This window comes from Nocardia pneumoniae NBRC 100136, from assembly GCF_000308755.1.
GTDB lineage: Bacteria > Actinomycetota > Actinomycetes > Mycobacteriales > Mycobacteriaceae > Nocardia > Nocardia pneumoniae.
The window spans coordinates 24,678-41,473 of sequence record NZ_BAGF01000059.1; the positions used below are offsets into that span (position 1 = coordinate 24,678).

A 16,796-nucleotide genomic window follows, 5' to 3' on the forward strand; every position below is an offset into this window, starting at 1 on the left:
ACAGCTCTTTCCGGCGGGACAGCCGATCAACGAGGCACAGCGAGCTGGTCGAGTAGCGCCAAGCCGCTCAGCGCATTGCTGTTGGCGACCAGACAACCCTTCAGCGGGACCGCATCCGCGCCCAAGCCGTCTGGCACATCGGTGTCCGTGACGGGACGGCCCTTTGTCGAGGAATCGGGTGCAATTCGTCGGCTATCATCGGCGGGTGAGTATCGACCGGTCTGCCGCGGGACGACGCGGCGCCGTCGCGCGGCTGCGCGGTGGTTCGGCCGGTGCGGTCTCGGCAGCGGTTTCCGTTGCGGCACACGGCTGGGCGTCCGGCGGAATGCCGCCGGAGACCTCCACGCTGGCGCTGCTCGCCGCCGCGTCCGCCGTGGTCGGCGCGTTGGTGGCCGGTCTTGCGCCGCTGCGCGAGTCCTCGGCCGGGTTGATCGCGGCTCTCGTGGCCGGACAATTACTCGGTCACTTCACCATGGGCATCAGCTCAGGGCACGTGCATCACGGTGACGCCCAGCTGACCCCCACCATGCTCACCGCGCACCTGGTCGCGGCGCTCGCGGCTTCCGTCGTGATCCGTGGCGCGGAGGTCGCGTACCGGATCGGGACCGCGGTGGTTTCCCGCGTGCTGCCGGTGCGCCACATTCCGCCCGTGGTCGCGGATCGTGCACCGCTGCGTACGGACCATCGCGATCGCGTCATCCTGCGCGTGTTCGCCGCTGAATCGCTGCGCACGCGCGGTCCGCCTCTTCCGGTCGCTGTCTGATCTTTTCCCACACCCGGTGCAGGGAGCGCCGTGGCGTGAGTTCTGCTCATGCCATGGTCTTTCCCGTGTAGCACAGCGTCGTCCGCACTCTCGTGCCCACGCCTGAGCGTGCGACAGGACGCCATTGCGCGGGTTTGCACGGCACCTTCCGCGTACCGCGGCGATCGCGCCTCCTGAGGTGAGCGCGCCCGTCGTCGTTCGCCTCGGCCGATACGTCTGTCTCCGAACCTGGTTCCGCGACGTCCACACCGGCCTTCCGCGAAGTACGCGCTGTCGACGTCGGCAGGAGCGCCTCGTGCGTAAGGCCGCGCCGGACACAGCCAGCTCCCGCACGGGTTTCCGACGTCAGAAACGAAACGACCGTGAGTACAACAGAAGAAATAGCCACTTCCGACGCCGACTTACCGGAGCCGTCGGACGCTCCATCCGCCAACCGCCGGTCCACTCGGCGCAACACCCTGCACGCGCTTATGCGGCTGCATTTCTACGCAGGCGTGTTCGTCGGACCGTTCATCCTGATCGCGGCGGTGACCGGCGCGCTCTACGCGATCTCGCCGACGCTCGAGTCGATCACGTCGCGCGACCTGCTGACGGTCACCCGGACCGGGACACCGAAGCCGCTCTCGGAGCAGGTCGGCGCCGCCGTCGCCACCCAGCCGGACCTGCACCTGGTCGCGGTCGCCCCGGCGGCGGGCACAGAGGACACCACCCGCGTGCTGTTCAGCGATCCTTCGCTGGGTGAGTCCGAGCGGCGCGCGGTATTCGTCGACCCGTACACCGCACTGCCGGTCGGCGATTCCGTCGTCTACGGCAGCTCGGGCGCATTGCCGATGCGCACCTGGATCGACAAACTGCACCGGGACATGCACTTGGGCGAGCCCGGCCGGATCTACAGTGAGCTCGCCGCGTCGTGGCTGTGGATCGTGGGGCTGGCCGGTCTGGTCATCTGGGTGCGCCGGGTACGCAGCCGACGCGCCCGCAACGGCTGGGGTTGGCTGTTCGCGGCCGACCGTTCGCAACGCGGGCGCGGGCGTACGCTGAATTGGCATGGAGCGGTGGGCATGTGGGTGCTCCCCTTGGCGCTGTTGCTGTCGGTGACCGGCATGACCTGGTCGACGTACGCGGGTGAGAACATCACCGAGCTGCGTCAGCAATTGAGTTGGACCACACCGGCGGTCAGTACCGTGCTGCCCGGAAGCGCCGCGCCCGAGCATGATTCGAGTTCCGATCATCACAGCGGCGGCCATGCCGAGCACACGTCCACCGACGCCGACCTGATCGGCCAGCTGGATCGGGTGTATGCGACCGCACGCGCCGAGGGCATCACCCAAGCTGCCGAGATCGCCGTTCCGGCCGCGCCGGGGAAGGCGTTCGCGGTGAAGGAACGCCGGATGTCCGGCATCTACACCGTCGACTCGGTCGCGGTCGACGGCGCTACCGGCGCGGTCACCGATCGGCTGGCCTACGCGAACTGGCCGCTGATGGCCAAGCTCACCAACTGGGGCATCCAGTTCCATATGGGTCTGATGTTCGGGCTGCTCAACCAGCTGTTGCTGCTCGCGGCGATGATCGGCCTGATCACCGTGATCGTGCGCGGTTACCTCCTGTGGTGGCGCAGGCGACCGACTCGCGACGCGGGACGGTTCACCATGGGCCGGGCTCCGCGGCGCGGCGCGTTGCGCCAGGGCTCGCCGTGGCTGGTCGTGCCCTTGCTGGCCGCCGCGCTGGTGGTTGGGTGGTTCGTGCCGCTGGTCGGGTTGAGCCTGCTCGCCTTCCTCGCCGTCGACATCCTGCTCGGCCTCGTCGGACGGGTCCGCGCCACCTCCTAGTTCACACATCCACCGGGCTGAGGCCCGTTACTCCCACGACCTATCGAACGTCATAGGTATGGCCGTCGTACCGCCATGCCTCGAAAACCAAGGAATTCCCATGCAGATCACGAAACTAGCTCTGGCCGCCGCGTTCACCACCGCCGCGGTGAGCATCGCCGCGGGCACCAGCTCCGCCGCTCCCGCTCCCGTCGACGCAACGTCCGTCGAGTCCACATCCGGCGAAGGCGCTCCCGCCGACACCACGTCCGCCGAGTCCACGCCTGGCGAAGGCGCTTCCGCCGAGGCTGATTCCAGCGAGGCCGCTGCCCCCAAGGCCGAAGCCGTCGGCTTCACCGCCTACGCCACCGAGTCATCCAGCATCATCACCACCGACACCGGTTCGCTGGTGATCGAGGACCAGATGCTGAAGATCAAAGCCGTCGACGGCACCATCGTCGCGGGCGCGCCCCTCACCTTCCGCCTCGACGACTTCGAATTCCCCATCGCCGCAGAGATCTCCGACCGCACGGCGACGCTGACCCCGCAGTTCGATATCGCGCACGCCACCTACAAGCCGGTCGCCTTGCCCTTCGAGGACAAGGCCCCCTGGAAAACCGAATACGACCGCGAGCAGGCCGCCTGGTCCCGCATGACCAGCACCATCTCGATGGGCGCCTCCGTCGGCACCCTGGTCGGCGGCATCGGCGGCGCGTCGGTCGGCTGCATCCTCGGCGGCATCGCCGGTGCCACCGTCGCCGCCGCCACCATCGTCGGCATGTTCGGCCCCTTCATCCCCGCCGCCGCCGTCGGCTGCCTCGGCGGCATAGTCGCGGTCGGCGCACTGGGCACGGTCGCGGGCCAGATCCTGGTCACCGCCCCGGTCGCCATCGGCGCGGCGATCCAGTACTTCAGCACGGTCAACTCGCCCATGCCGAGCAGGCCAGCCGAACCGCAGAAGTAGTGAAGTGCCCTGGTGCGCGGCCAGGGCACCAAATCGGCCTCGGTACCTGGACAACACTGTCTCGGTACCGAGGCCGTTGCCAACCCGACCCGGCCGTCTGACGGTGAGACGTTGTGCCCCAGGTTCCTGCGCCTAGAAGCCGCCGGAAACCCGCGTAGTCAGCTCAGAACCGTAGTTCGCGGATGGTGTTGAGGTCGATCCCGTGCCGAGCGTAGATCTTGATGGTGTTCTCGCCGGTGAGGTCGGCCTCGGTGAAGCCGAGCAGTTCGGCGATCCGGACGACCTCATCCTTCGTCGCGGCTTCGATCTCCAGGTATGGCGGGATTTGTGGCCAGGTGTCGATCTCGAGCTGTGCCCCGTCGAGAACGAAGCTGATCCGCCGGGTTTCCTGGTAGGACTTTGCGGTGAAGCCCATCATCTCGAGCATGGCATTGGTGGCGGTGAAGTCGTCGACGCTTATCTCGACTTCGTGGGTTCCGTCGATGGCGTCGCTGGTGATCTGCTTGACGGCCAGGGTGGTTCCGTTGCCGTTGTCACGCAACCTGATCCACTTCGACTCATCGCCGGGCGTGATGTCGTAGACGTAGCGGCGCATGAACCGTTCGCCCACCTTGCGGCCGCCCTTGTCCAGGATGTGCTGCTCGATGGTGTCGGGGTCGATGCCGAGGATCTTGGCTTCGTGCTCGATAGGCACTCTTGGCTCCTAGTCGGATTGGTCGGTGGGCTGAATCTATCCGAAGCGCCGGGCGGCGAGCCGCTACTACTCGCGCGGGCGTCGTCAGCGGTCGCGGCCGATTCCACGGTTTCGTTCGGGTCCGTAGCAGTGTTTCTGCAATCGCTCTGGCACCACAACAGTCGGAAACCGGGTGACCAACGCGTGATCAGCGGCCGGGCTGGATATCGAGGTCGGCGAGCAACGTGCGGATGCGTTGTTCGATCTCGGTGCGGATGGTGCGGACGGTTTCGATTCCTTGGCCAGCGGGGTCGGCGAGTTTCCAGTCGAGGTAACGCTTTCCGGGGTAGTAGGGGCAGGCGTCGCCGCAGCCCATGGTGATCACTACGTCGGAGGCTTCCACGGCTTCGGGGGTGAGGATCTTCGGTTTCTGGTCGGTGATGTCGATGCCGAGCTCTCGCATCGCTTCCGCCACTACGGGGTTGATCTGGTCGGCGGGGGCGGAACCTGCGGAGCGGACCTCGACCTGGTCGTCGGCAAGGTGGGTCAGCAGCGCGGCGGCCATTTGGGAGCGTCCGGCGTTGTGGACGCAGACGAACAGCACGCTGGGCTTGGATGGCATTGCGGGGCAAGCCTTTCAGTCGTTGATCGTAGTGGTGTCGTGCGGGACGACGACGTTGTCGGCGGCTGCCGCTGTAGTTGCTGGATAGAGGACGCCGATGATCGCGAGCCCGATGAGTGCGCCCGCGATCTGAGCGGCGACGAATCCGGGAACCGAGGAGGGGGCGATTCCGGCGAAGGTGTCGGAGAACACGCGGCCGATGGTGACGGCAGGGTTGGCGAAAGACGTGGAACTGGTGAACCAGTAAGCCGACCCGATGTAGACGCCGACCGCGCCTGCCGATAGCGCGGCGCGGCCGCTGCGGGCCAGGGCGAAGACGACCGCGATCAGTCCGGCGGTGGCGACGATCTCGCCGACCAGATGACCGCTGGTGATGCGGTGATGGGTGGATATCTGGAGTGCGGCCTGGTCGAACATCACGTTGGCCAGCACCGCTCCCATCACTCCCCCGCCTACCTGGGCAATGAGGTAGCCGACCAGATCGCGGCCGGTGAGACCGGTGCCGCGGCGGCGGCCGAGCAGCCAGTCGGTTGCGGAGACGGCCGGGTTGAAGTGCGCACCCGAGACCGGCCCACAGACGAGGATCAACACGGCCAACCCGAACACGGTCGCGGTCGAGTTCTCCAGCAACTGGAGGCCGACATCGTGCGGGGAGAGCCGCTGGGCGGCGATGCCGGAGCCGACCACGACGGTGACCAGTGACGCGGTACCGATGAACTCGGCGATCAGCCGCCGCGCGAGAGAGTTCATCGGGCGACCGCGATGTCGAGCAGTTGCGACAGCTGCCGCAGAACGGTGGGTTCGACGCGATAGTAGACCCACGATCCGCGCCGCTCGCTGCTGAGCAATCCAGCTTCGCGCAGGACCTTCAGATGGTGGGAGATGGTCGGCTGGCTGACATCGAACCCTTCCGACAGGTCGCAGACGCAGGCTTCCTGCCCGGCGTGGCTCGCGACGACAGACAGCAGCCGCAACCGGACCGGGTCCGCCAACGCCTTGAACACCGAGGCCAGGTCCGCGGCGGCCACGGCGGTCAACGGTTGGCGGATGAGGGGCGTGACCTCGCACGACAGCGAGGTCACGTCCGTCAGCGGCAGCTCCGACATAGACATGCATCGATATTGATGCCTGTCGAATCAGCAGACAAGCGAACACCTGGTGAACAACCTGTCCGCGAACCGGCGTCGGGGACCGCTGCCACCGAACTGGCGCCCGAATCCCAGAACAGCGGATGACCCCCGCGCACCACCCGAGTCTTGCTGCGCGAATGGTCGAAGAACGCGGTTCAGCCGCAGCAGCCTGCGCCGGAGGCGATGGCTTCCTTCTTCGCGGTGGCGCTGCAGCACGATCCCTCGGCTGCGGCGTCCTCGGTGGTGCCGCAGCACGCTTGAACCGCTTCCGATTCGCTGAGTTCCGGTGCGGTGCCGAAGTTTTCGCTGTCCGCGAGGACGGTGTAGACCTCCCAGCGCTCTTTGTCCGGCGCGGTGACCCAGACCTTGTCCTGGGTGGCGAAGCAACAGGTGGTGGCGATCTGTTCCTCGGTGAACAGACCGGCTTGGGAGAGGCGGGAGATCTCGGCGTGGACCTGGGCCGAGGTTTCGACCTCGACGCCCAGGTGGTTGACGCTGCCGCCGTGGCCGGGGTTCTCGATCAGCACCAGTTTCAGGGGTGGCTCGGCGATGGCGAAGTTCGCGTAGCCGGGCTTGCGCTTGGCGGGTTCGACATGGAACAGGGTCGAGTAGAACTGAACAGCCTGGTCGATGTCGTCGACGTTGAGGGCGAGCTGGATGCGGGACATGATGAACAACCTCCACTTGTGAGACATATGTCGAAGAACTGAGGTCGAGTCTGGTCACCTTTTCGACATATGTCAATGCCGTGGGTAGAGTTGATCCCATGCCCAAGACGTTGCCCGTGATCGATATGTCCGCTCCGGTCTGCTGCCCGCCGGTCGCGGCCGGGCCGGTGGACGAGAACGCCGCGCTGGAGGTGGCGCTGCGGTTGAAGGCGATCGCCGATCCGGTGCGCGTCCGGCTGCTGTCGCTACTGCTGACCAGCTCGGATGGGCAGGAGAACGGCGGCGATCTGGCGGCGGCGGTCGGGTTGGCGGAATCGACGGTCAGCCATCACCTCGGCCAGCTGCGCAAGGCGGGTCTGGTCGAGTCCCAACGCCGCGGCATGAACACCTTCCATCGCGCCCGCCGCGACGCACTCGCCGCGCTGTGCGTGGTGCTGGATCCCAACTGCTGCCGCTGAACTACCCTGCCCCAGGGATACTGCGCCGCAATGGAATCCGACCGCGACGGTCCGGCATGCGAACACCGCGCGGACGCCCGCCTGCAACATGTGGCTCCGGATCTGTTGGCGCTCTGGAGGCGTGGTGACCCCCAGAGCACCTATGGATGACGGCGCGATCGAACAGCGGGCCGGACAGTGCTCATCGTGGCAATACGGTGATGCACTGGTACCGATGGTTTTCCCACGAACCGAATGGCGCGACGTTCCAGAGCATTCCGGAATCTTGCAGGGCCGGGCTGTAGATTTCAGTTCCCCCACTGTTGAAGTAACCATATGAGGTGCCAGCCGACGAATGACCGGATGCGCTCAAAGACTGCGACATCGCGTCCACGAACGCGGAGAAACGCGCCGAGTCGTTGGTTTCCTCGTCCGCCGCCGCGGCGGCATTCTGCGACCAATCACTGTATTGATCGATAAGCGAATCGGTGGGCGTCGGCGCATCGGGCGGTAGCGCGATGGCCTCGTAGGCGCGGGCCCGGTCGCTGAACCCAGTCGTCGCCCAATAGATCGACGACACGTCGCCGCGATCGGCACCGTAGGGACCGTAGGTCGGATAGAAGATGCCGTGGCCGCGTATTTTCACGTTCAAGCCGAAACGACTGGTCCAGCTCGGCAGCGCGTTCTGGAAGATGTTCAGGCACTGTTCGTCGTCGTTCGCGCCCTCTTCGGCCTCGGTGGCCGCCAGCATGCACGCGAATTGGAAGACGTCGGACGCGTCGGCCCGGCCTCCGCCCGCGGACGACAAGTACGTGTTCAGTGCCTCGGCCGGGTCGTGCAGGTCATCGCGAGCGGGCATCTCGAATATCTCGATGGTCTTCATTCCGTAGCCCTCCTTGCCTCGATAGCCTCGTGCGCTCGTCACTCGCTGCGCTTCGTCGTGCGGCGGCCCTCGAAGACAGAGCGAATCACATCGCCGGGCGAATGGTCTTCGCACATCGCGGATGAGCCCTGCGCGCACGCGAGGGATGGGAGGACGGTCAGGATTCGTTCGCGATGTGACAGGCGACGAGTACCGGCACCAAGAGGTCCAGGACGGAGAGTTCGTCGGCGGCGGGTGCGTCGTCGATGACCGAGTCCAGGATCGGCGCCGCGTACAGGCGTCCGGCGTCGGGGCCGTCCACCGTGCGTGCGCTGGCGATCAGCTCGTACAGCACGACGGCGAAGACATGGGCGCGCCGAGTGCCGGGATGTCTGTCGCGGCAAGCGGCGTCGGCCAAGGCGGTGTCGATCGCCGCGATGAGGTCGGCGAGAACAGCGATCTCGGCCATGGCTCGATGGTCGTAGTTCATGAGGCCGCCTGTGGTCGCGGGGAATGGATCCCGGCTCTCATCGTCGTGGAGTGACCCGGAACCGGGGCGCGGGGGAACGCCAGCCGACACCATGCTTCGTGCACGATTCGGATGTCCCGTCGCATAGGGGTTCGGTTGTGCGACAAGGTTTCCCGGTTCCGGGTACACATCTGAGCATGCCGGGTCACAATCCCTCCTGGAAGGTAACGCACATGCAGCCTTCAGCAATCGGCAGCAATGACCGTCTGACAGTGCAAGGGGGCACCGTGGCAGATGTGGTGACGATGTGGACCGGCGCGGAGGTGAAGGCGCTGCGGGACGCGTGCAGGTTGACCCAGAGCGAGCTCGCTGAGCTGCTGCGTTGTGGTCAGCGAACGGTCAGCTTCTGGGAGAGTCGGCTACACCGTCCGGTGAGCGTGGGCTTCCAGGCGCGGCTGGACAGTGTTCTTCGAGATGCGGACCATGGGGCACAACAGCGTTTCCGAGTGTTGATTGGAGACTTGGACGTGAACCGGCGAGACTTCATTGCCACGACCGGCGCGGTCGTCGGCGCGGCAACACTGAGCACGAGTGGTTCTCCGACCGTCACGCCGGACGCGATCGGCCACCTGCGAAGTACCGTGCACGCGGCGCAGCTATTGGACGACCAGCTGGGCTCCGACGCCGCCCGGCCCATTATCGAAGCCCAAGCGCAGACGTGCGCGGCGCTGCTGCGGGAATGTCCCGCGGCCTTGCGTCCCGCGCTGCAATCGTTGACCGGCGAGGCCACTGCCAGCAGCGCGTGGGCGGCGTGGGATCAAGGCGATCTGGAGCGGGCCGACCAGCTGTTCCGGATCGCCTACCAGCACGCGGAGGAATCCGGTGACGCCGACGTCGCGACCGGGATACTCTGCCACCGCACCCAACTGGCGGTGGAACTGCGCCAGTTCCGCACCGCCGCGGGCATCGCGGAAGGCATGCTGCGCACGCCGGTCCGGGACGGCCGCGTCGACGACTTCCGAAAGCTTTGCGCAGCACAGGCATTCGCGTCCGACGGGCGGAAATCCGAGGCGTGGCTACAGCTGTTCCGGGTAAGCGGCGACTACGCCGAGCAGACGACACCGGACGAGTCGTACTGCTACTACCAGAGTGCGTGGACGACCGGCGCCATGACGGCCCGATGCCTGGAGACGGGTGGCGAGGTGGGCGTGGCGGCCGAGACGATCGAGGACGTGCTGAGCCTCATCCCGGCCCACGCCAGCCGCGACCGTGCGCTGTGGAGCCTCAGCCTCGCGTCGCTGACGGTCGCGCACGATATCGACCGCGCGTGCGAGGCTGCCCGCACCGCGCTGGAGCTGGCCGCGCAGAACACCTCGCCACGCGTGCGGCAGGCCTACACGCAGACGCGAGCGAAATTCGAACCGTGGGCGTCGACGCAACCGGTGCGCGACCTGGACTCGTACGCGGCGGGCGTGCTGCTGGGGTAGGCGGGCTGTTTGTGCCCACGCTGCCCGGGTACGCGACCACTGTCCGAGCCGCTCGGAAGGTTCAACCGAAGACGCCGGATGGGCGCAGCCGGACGAAGTACGACCGCAGACCAGCGCCGGGCCGCGCGGAGGCGAGGCAGCCGCCGATTCATACGCTTGCGCGGCCGGGCGAGGAAAGGAGTACACAGTGAGCACAATGGCCGCCACGGTGGACGTCGAGGTCCCGGTTCGCACCGCCTACAACCAGTGGACGCAGTTCGAGTCGTTTCCGCAGTTCATGGAGGGTGTCGAAGCTGTCGAACAGCTCGATGACCGGCACACGCACTGGCGTGTCCACGTCGGCCCGTCGACGCGGGAGTTCGACGCGACCATCACCGAGCAGCATCCCGACGAACGCGTCGCCTGGAGGTCCGACAGCGGGCCCAACCACGCGGGCGTCGTCACGTTCCATCGGCTCGACGACACCCACACCAGGGTGACCGCGCAGATGGATGTCGACCCCGAAGGGTTCGTGGAGAACGTCGCCGACAAACTCGGTGTCCTCAAGCACCGGGTCAACGGCGACTTGAAGCGCTTCAAGGACTTCATCGAGGGCCAAGGCCGCGAGACGGGTGCTTGGCGCGGTGACATCCCCCGCCCGGGCATCTGATCCACCCGACAACCGGCGGCGCCACCCACCTCGGGCGGCGCCGCCGGTTTCACACGGAGTCCGTGCCCGCGGCGGTGTGGTCCGCGGGCACGTGCGGTTCGGGCGGCACTCGGACCGGACGCAGCAGTGCCCAAGCCACGAAGGCCAGCGCCACCACGCCCATGCCGATCCCGGACCACAGGTTCACGTTGACGCCACCCGTCTTCGCCTGGTCGGCCGCCGTGTCGTGCACCAGGCCGGTGACGACGAGGACGACCGCGTAACAGCCGAGTAGCGCGCCGACAATGGTGCGGATATCGAAAAGCATTGCCACAGCTCCTTATCCGACGAAGACGTTGAGGGCGATCACGAGCACCAGCGCGATGCCCGCCAGCAGCACCGGACGCTGATACCAGGGCAGCGTGTCGGCCTCGGGGTCGGTGCGCACGTCTTTCGGCGTCTCCGAGTACACCAGTCCGATCAGCTCGGCCGCCGGTTTCGGCTGGGTCACTTGCGTGACCGCCACACTGACCACGATGTCGACCACGAACGCGACGCCCGCCGCGACGAAACTCGATCCCTGGCCGGACAATTCGAACACCTCGGCTTCGTGCAGGAGGAAAACCACGATGGCCGAGCCGGTTCCGCAGACCAAGCCCATCCAGCCCGCCGCGGGCGTCATCCGCTTCCAGAACATGCCGAGGATGAACGTGGCGAACAGCGGGGCGTTGAAGAAGCTGAACAGGGTCTGCAGGTAGTCCATCATGTTGCTGAACCCGGAGGCGATGAACGCGGTGAAGATCGCGGCCACGGTCGCCCCCACGGTGGCCAGCCGCCCCACGACGAGGTAGTAGCCATCGGGCCGCTCGCGCCGCACGTACTGCTGCCACAGGTCATAGCTGAACACGGTGTTGAACGCCGACACGTTGGCCGCCATGCCCGCCATGAACGCCGCGAGCAGGCCCGCCAGCCCCACGCCGAGCAGACCGTTGGGCAGCACGTCCTTCATCAGGTACAGCAGCGCCTGGTTGTAGGTGGTGTCGCTGTCGAGGTCCGGATTCACCGTCTCCGCCGCCTTGTACTCGGCCATCTGCGGCACCAGGACCGCGCTGATCATGCCGGGGATCACCACGATGAGCGGGATGAACATCTTCGGATAGGCGCCGATGATCGGGGTGCGCCGCGCCGCCGAGATGGAGTGCGTCGCCATCGCGCGCTGCACCTCGACGAAGTTCGTGGTCCAGTAGCCGAACGAGAGCACGAAGCCGAGCCCGAACACGATGCCGAGCACCGAGAGGACGTTGTCGCCGAACCCGCTCAGCGCGTTGCCCGGCCAGGAATCCAGCTGTTGCGCCCCGCCGGGCGACTCGGTGATCTTGTCCCGCAACCCGTCCCAGCCGCCGGCCTTGTGCAGTCCGACGAGGGTCAGCGGCAGCAGCGCGGCCACGATGACGAAGAACTGCAGCACCTCGTTGTAGATCGCGGCCGACAGGCCGCCGAGGGTGATGTAGGACAGCACGATCGCCGCCGCCACGATCACCGACACCCACAGCGGCCAGCCCAGCAGCACGTTCACGATGGAGCCGAGCAGATACAGGTTGACGCCCGCGATGAGGATCTGCGCCACGGCGAAGCTCAGCGCGTTGACCAGGTGGGCGCCGGTGCCGAAACGCCTGCGCATGAACTCCGGCACACTGCGCACCTTGGACCCGTAGTAGAACGGCATCATCACCACGCCGAGGAACAGCATCGCCGGAATCGCGCCGATCCAGAAGTAGTGGAAGGTCGGGAAGCCGTACTCGGCGCCGTTGGCCGACATGCCCATGATCTCGACCGCGCCGAGGTTGGCGGAGATGAACGCCAGACCCGTCACCCAGGCGGGCAGCGAGCGGCCGGACAGGAAGAAGTCGATGCTGGAGGACACCCGCTGCCTGGCCAGCAGGCCGATGCCGAGCACGAACACGAAATACAGGGCGACCAGTGCGTAGTCGACCGGCTGCGCGTCCAGCCGGAGGGTCTGCGCCGCTTCGAAATGGGTAGCCGGTGCGCCCGGGGGCGAGGCGACCGGCACGGCGGCGAGTACGTAGGTATCGGCAAGCGGCACAGCGTTCCTCCTGGCGGTGAAACCGGGCGTCGAGCGAGATCGTTTCGTCGTGCGAGATCGTGCGTCGTGCTGGTCCTGCTGGCGCGCGCGACCCCCTCGTCGCCCGCCGAATGGTGTCGGCTGACACATACTGTGCGTGATCGTGCCCTCCCGCGTGGCACATTCACGCAGAAATCTGGACGGTCGCTCAGCCGATCCGGTGCGCTCCGGCCGACGGCACGACCACGAACGTGCGGGGTTCGGGGAGATCCGCGTCGGAGAAACGTCTTCGCACCGACTCCACCACGGCCTCGGTCCGCTCCCGATCGACCAGGGCGATGGCGCTTCCGCCGAATCCGCCGCCCACCATCCGCGCGCCGTGCGCGCCCGCGGCCAGCGCGGCGTCGACCGCGGCGTCCAACGCGGGGGTGGACACGTCGAAATCATCCCGCAGCGAGGCGTGCCCCTCCGTCAGGATCGGGCCGATCGCGCGCGGGTCAACGCCATCTCGCAATTTCTCGGCAACCGCAAGCACCCTGGCGTTCTCGGTGACCACGTGCCTGGCCCGGCGGCGCAGCACGTCATCGGCGATCCGGTCGGCGTCCGCCGCGGACGCGACGTCGCGCAAGGCGGCGACGCCGAGTGCGGCGGCCGCCGCCGCGCATTGGTCGCGGCGCTCGGCGTAGCGGCCGTCGACCAGCTCGTGCGGCTGCCCGGTATCGATCACCAGCAGCTCGAGTCCGACGCCGGCCACGTCGAACGGGATCTGCTCGTGCGCGACTCCCCGCGGCGCGGTGGTGTCGGCGGCGAAACCCCGCACGTCGAGCAACAGCGCGTGCCCGGCCGTGCAGAGCATCGCGGCCGACTGGTCGAGCAGGCCGGTGGGCGCACCGACGTAATCGTTCTCGGCTGCCCTGGCCACGTCGATCAGCGCGCGGTCGGTCATGCCGGGCGCGAACATGTCCCGCAGCGCGACCGCCACCGCGCACGACAGCGCCGCCGACGAGGACAACCCCGCGCCGATCGGCACCTCGCCGTCCAGGTCGAGGTCGACGCCCGAAATCCGCAGCCCGCGCCGCGCGAACTCGGCGACCACACCGAGCGGATAACGCGCCCACCCCGGCACCCGCGCCCGCTGCGCGGCGAGCTCGGTCACCGCGACGAGCACCGGCTCGCCGGGCCGCTGCCGGGAGCCGACGCGCACCCGCCCGTCCGTGCGCGCCGCCGCCGTGCAGCGCACCACCAGCGGCAGCGCGATGGGCAGGACATAGCCCTCGTTGTAGTCGGTGTGCTCACCGATGATGTTGACCCGACCCGGTGCCACCCATGTCCGCAAACTCGTACCTCGCTGTCCTCGTCGCTCGTGTCAGGGTACGAGACACGCCACGGGAGCAGCGCTTTCGGCGCGTTCGGATGCGCGATCGGCGTTCTTCCCGCACAGTCGATTTTGACGGAAGGCGGCCCTGCAAATCTGTGGCCGCCCCGGAATCGGGAGGGCATGATGATTCACGACACCCCGCTCGGGGAGTTACGCGCACGGCCTTGGACAGAACGCCGGCGCCCGATCCCGGCGCCGCTGACCATCGAGATAGGCGCGGCGACCGGAGTCGGACCGACCGCCATGTCGGCGTTCGACGCGGCGCTGCGCGGCGTCGGTGTCGGCGACGCCAACTTGATCCGGCTGTCGTCGGTCATTCCGCCGCGCGCGACCGTCGAACGCGTCGGCCGGGTGCGCAAGCCGATCCCTTGGGGCGATCGCCTGTACTGCGTCTACGCCGTGCGGCACGTGCACGAACCTGGGGCCACCGCCGCGGCCGGGATCGGCTGGACGCTGCGCGACGACGGCTCCGGCGCGGGGCTTTTCGTGGAGCACGAGGCCGACACGGCCGAGGAGGTGACCGCCCTGATCCGGGCCAGCCTGGCCGACATGACCCGCCACCGCGGCGACGGCTTCGGCCCGGTCCAGCTGTGCACCGTCGACACCACCTGCGACGGCGATCCGGCCTGCGCGCTGGTCCTCGCGGCCTACCACACCAGCCCGTGGGGTCCGCGATGAACGAGATCTCCGTGACCGTCGAGACGTCGATTCCGGACGAACGCATCGAGATGTTCCATCGCCTCTACGAGGAGGCGTTCGGCCCGCTGCGCGCGAAGGCCATCGCACGGCAGGTGCTGCATCCGGAGGAGTTCCGCGAGGAGATGAGCGATCCGCGCGTGCAGAAGCACGTGGCCCACGCCCGCTCCGGCGAGCCGGTCGGCGTCACCACCCTGACCAGGCACCTCGAGACCGTGCCGTGGATCAGCCCGGACTATTTCGCCGCCCGCTACCCCGAACACGCGGCGCGTGACGCGATCTATTACGCGGGTTTCACCCTTGTTGCGCCAACTGCCCGACAAGGTGCGGCGTTCCATGCCATGATCAAATCAGTTGTCCAGATTTTGGTTGCCGAACGCGCTGCGGTCGGTTGGGACATCTGCTCGTACAACAACACTCGGTTCTCGTTCGCCGACAGTATTCGGGCAGTGCTCGACGAACAGGCGAACGTCGAAGTCGCGGTGGAGGATTCACAGATCTACTACGCGGCCCGGTTCACCGGGGACGGAGCGACCAAGGGGGGCTGATGACACAGAGTGAACAGCCGCAGACCAGCTCTCGGCGCCACCTCGGATTGCGCTGGTACGCAGTGCTTCTAGGCGGCTGCGTGGCGGCGATCGCGCTACACCTGGGGATCGGCTCGCGGCTGGTGTCGCTGGCGACGATGGTGGTCATTGTCGGCGAGACGCTCGCCATGATCGCCGTCGGCGTGCACACGCACCGGCCCGCGCATCCGCTGCCGTGGTATCTGCTGTCGGCCTCCGCGGTGCTGTTCGCGATCGGCACCGCACTGCGCGGCGTCTCCGGTCACTCGCTGCATCCGCTCGATGACGCGTTCACCCTGCTCGGCTACCTCGGTGTCGGTCTCGCCGCACTGATCTGGCTGTGGCCGCGCCAGGTGCACGGCAACTACGACTTGATGCTCGACTCCGCGCTGATCGGCCTTGGTGCGCTGCTCGCCTCCTGGACCTTCCTCATCTCGCCGATCCTGCGCTCGACCGAAACCGGCGTCGACGTCGTGGTGCTGGCGGTCTACCCGGTGCTCGACGCGCTGCTGCTCACCCTGGTCGCGCACTCGATGGCCACCTCCACCCGCGCGGAGACCTCGCTGTGGCTGCTGCACGCCGGGTTGATCGCCATCCTGCTCGGCGATCTGGGCTACAGCTTGGAGACCGCGGGCGCCACCATCCTCGGGCGCGAGGCCCTGCTGGCTCCGCTGCTGGCCGCCTACGCCATCGTGGGGGCCGCGGCGCTGCACCCCACCATGACGACGCTCGGCGCGCCGCGGCACATCCACCCGCACCACTCCAGGCAGCGCGCCAGCCTCATCGCGATCGCGCTGATCGTGGCCTCGTTGGTTCCGGTGGTCGGGTCCAGCCTCGCCCCGCTCGACCGCGTGGTGGTGTCGTCGCTGTTCGCGCTGTTACTGATCGGCATGTTGGTGCGCAGCGAGCGCGCCATCGTGCGGAGCGCCCGCAGCGAGCGGCGCGCGCAGTACCAGGCCGACCACGACATGCTCACCGGGCTGCTGAACCGGGCCGCGCTGCTGCGCACGCTGCGGCAGCATCGCGAACGCTGGGCCGAGCAACCGATCTGCCTGCTGTTCATCGACTTGGACGACTTCAAACGGGTCAACGACAGCTACGGGCACGCGGTGGGCGACGAGCTGATCGCGACCGCCGCGGCCCGGATCCGGCGTGTGGTGCGCCGCGAGGACGTGGTGTCCCGCTACGGCGGCGACGAGTTCGTCGTGCTGTCGCCGCTCGCACGGCCGGAGGCGTCGGTGCTGGCCGAACGGCTGATCGGCGCGTTCGTCCGTCCGTTCGGGCTGAGCGCGGGCGAGATCCCGATCACCGCGAGCGTCGGCATCGCCTGCACGGGTCCGTGCGGCTCCGACACCGCCGTGCACAGTCTGATCCGGGACGCGGACGCGGCCATGTACCACGCGAAGCAGTACTCGCTGGGTTACGCGTTCCACGAGGACGCGCGGACCCCGTCCGCCGACGCCGAGCGCGCCCGGCCGGGTCGGCCAGGTCAACCAGACCGACGCGATCGCTCCGACCGGGTCTGGCGCGCGGCGACGCGGTCCACCAGCCCGGCGGTGTGA

The 16,796-nt window shown here is 67.7% G+C and carries 19 protein-coding genes; 9 read left to right on the top strand and 10 right to left on the bottom strand.

All coding sequences use genetic code 11. The annotated features are described in order from the left end of the window. The first annotated feature begins 205 nt into the window (after positions 1-205). From ON34_RS19720 to ON34_RS19730, 3 genes are all read left to right on the top strand, one after another. Positions 206-763, top strand: coding sequence for a hypothetical protein (locus ON34_RS19720; RefSeq protein ID WP_245548103.1), 558 nt, complete (start codon positions 206-208; stop codon positions 761-763). Positions 764-1,125: 362 nt separating this feature from the next. Beyond that, entirely contained in the window at positions 1,126-2,592 is a 1,467-nt protein-coding gene (locus ON34_RS19725; protein ID WP_051022880.1) for a PepSY-associated TM helix domain-containing protein, read from the top strand. A gap of 100 nt (positions 2,593-2,692) precedes the next feature. Further along, positions 2,693-3,535 carry a DUF8020 domain-containing protein gene (locus tag ON34_RS19730; RefSeq protein ID WP_040781316.1) on the top strand — a complete coding sequence of 281 codons (843 nt, stop codon included), beginning with the start codon at positions 2,693-2,695 and terminating at the stop codon, positions 3,533-3,535. 163 nt (positions 3,536-3,698) lie between these two features. Here ON34_RS19730 and ON34_RS19735 read toward each other — a convergent pair whose 3' ends face one another. From ON34_RS19735 to ON34_RS19755, 5 genes are all read right to left on the bottom strand, one after another. Next, complete coding sequence (locus ON34_RS19735; RefSeq protein ID WP_040781321.1) at positions 3,699-4,229, bottom strand: class IV adenylate cyclase; 531 nt, start codon at positions 4,227-4,229, stop codon at positions 3,699-3,701. A gap of 187 nt (positions 4,230-4,416) precedes the next feature. Then, positions 4,417-4,830 (bottom strand): arsenate reductase ArsC, encoded by a 414-nt coding sequence (locus ON34_RS19740; protein WP_040781325.1) that lies wholly within the window; start codon positions 4,828-4,830, stop codon positions 4,417-4,419. Between the two features lie 15 nt (positions 4,831-4,845). Beyond that, positions 4,846-5,580 (bottom strand): aquaporin, encoded by a 735-nt coding sequence (locus ON34_RS19745; RefSeq protein ID WP_040781328.1) that lies wholly within the window; start codon positions 5,578-5,580, stop codon positions 4,846-4,848. Further along, on the bottom strand, positions 5,577-5,942 hold the full coding sequence (locus ON34_RS19750) for an ArsR/SmtB family transcription factor (RefSeq protein ID WP_040781331.1): 366 nt from the start codon (positions 5,940-5,942) through the stop codon (positions 5,577-5,579). The genes ON34_RS19745 and ON34_RS19750 overlap by 4 nt, the downstream gene beginning before the upstream one ends. Before the next feature lie 173 nt (positions 5,943-6,115). Further along, on the bottom strand, positions 6,116-6,628 hold the full coding sequence (locus tag ON34_RS19755) for an ArsI/CadI family heavy metal resistance metalloenzyme (protein ID WP_040781506.1): 513 nt from the start codon (positions 6,626-6,628) through the stop codon (positions 6,116-6,118). A 98-nt stretch (positions 6,629-6,726) separates the two neighbouring features. Here ON34_RS19755 and ON34_RS19760 point away from each other — a divergent pair, with 98 nt between their 5' ends. Next, entirely contained in the window at positions 6,727-7,086 is a 360-nt protein-coding gene (locus ON34_RS19760) for an Rv2640c family ArsR-like transcriptional regulator (protein ID WP_040781335.1), read from the top strand. 181 nt (positions 7,087-7,267) lie between these two features. On the opposite strand, the gene ON34_RS19765 is transcribed toward ON34_RS19760, so the two are convergent. Both ON34_RS19765 and ON34_RS19770 read right to left on the bottom strand, forming a co-directional pair. After that, positions 7,268-7,948, bottom strand: coding sequence for a hypothetical protein (locus tag ON34_RS19765; RefSeq protein ID WP_040781343.1), 681 nt, complete (start codon positions 7,946-7,948; stop codon positions 7,268-7,270). Positions 7,949-8,105: 157 nt separating this feature from the next. Beyond that, positions 8,106-8,417 carry a hypothetical protein gene (locus ON34_RS19770; RefSeq protein WP_157172343.1) on the bottom strand — a complete coding sequence of 104 codons (312 nt, stop codon included), beginning with the start codon at positions 8,415-8,417 and terminating at the stop codon, positions 8,106-8,108. 266 nt (positions 8,418-8,683) lie between these two features. On the opposite strand from ON34_RS19770, the gene ON34_RS19775 reads away from it, so the two are divergent. Both ON34_RS19775 and ON34_RS19780 read left to right on the top strand, forming a co-directional pair. Beyond that, complete coding sequence (locus ON34_RS19775) at positions 8,684-9,883, top strand: helix-turn-helix domain-containing protein (protein WP_040781348.1); 1,200 nt, start codon at positions 8,684-8,686, stop codon at positions 9,881-9,883. A 196-nt stretch (positions 9,884-10,079) separates the two neighbouring features. Next, positions 10,080-10,532: an SRPBCC family protein gene (locus ON34_RS19780; protein WP_373291950.1), complete on the top strand. Its 453-nt coding sequence runs from the start codon at positions 10,080-10,082 to the stop codon at positions 10,530-10,532. A gap of 49 nt (positions 10,533-10,581) precedes the next feature. On the opposite strand, the gene ON34_RS19785 is transcribed toward ON34_RS19780, so the two are convergent. The 3 genes from ON34_RS19785 to galK all read right to left on the bottom strand — a co-directional run bounded on the left by ON34_RS19785 (position 10,582) and on the right by galK (position 13,930). After that, a complete protein-coding gene (locus tag ON34_RS19785) occupies positions 10,582-10,839 on the bottom strand; it encodes a hypothetical protein (RefSeq protein WP_051022882.1) in 258 nt (85 codons plus the stop codon). Between the two features lie 12 nt (positions 10,840-10,851). Further along, positions 10,852-12,582, bottom strand: a complete 1,731-nt coding sequence (locus ON34_RS19790) for a sodium:solute symporter family protein (RefSeq protein ID WP_051022897.1) — start codon at positions 12,580-12,582, stop codon at positions 10,852-10,854. Positions 12,583-12,802: 220 nt separating this feature from the next. After that, entirely contained in the window at positions 12,803-13,930 is a 1,128-nt protein-coding gene (gene galK / locus ON34_RS19795) for a galactokinase (RefSeq protein ID WP_083889567.1), read from the bottom strand. Between the two features lie 165 nt (positions 13,931-14,095). On the opposite strand from galK, the gene ON34_RS19800 reads away from it, so the two are divergent. Genes ON34_RS19800 through ON34_RS19810 form a run of 3 tightly spaced genes read left to right on the top strand, consistent with a single transcriptional unit; the run spans position 14,096 to position 16,796 of the window. Further along, positions 14,096-14,650, top strand: a complete 555-nt coding sequence (locus ON34_RS19800) for a pyruvoyl-dependent arginine decarboxylase (RefSeq protein WP_245548104.1) — start codon at positions 14,096-14,098, stop codon at positions 14,648-14,650. Beyond that, entirely contained in the window at positions 14,647-15,216 is a 570-nt protein-coding gene (locus ON34_RS19805) for a hypothetical protein (protein ID WP_040781516.1), read from the top strand. Before ON34_RS19800 ends, ON34_RS19805 begins: the two co-directional genes overlap by 4 nt. Then, positions 15,216-16,796 (top strand): GGDEF domain-containing protein, encoded by a 1,581-nt coding sequence (locus ON34_RS19810; RefSeq protein WP_083889568.1) that lies wholly within the window; start codon positions 15,216-15,218, stop codon positions 16,794-16,796. The genes ON34_RS19805 and ON34_RS19810 overlap by 1 nt, the downstream gene beginning before the upstream one ends.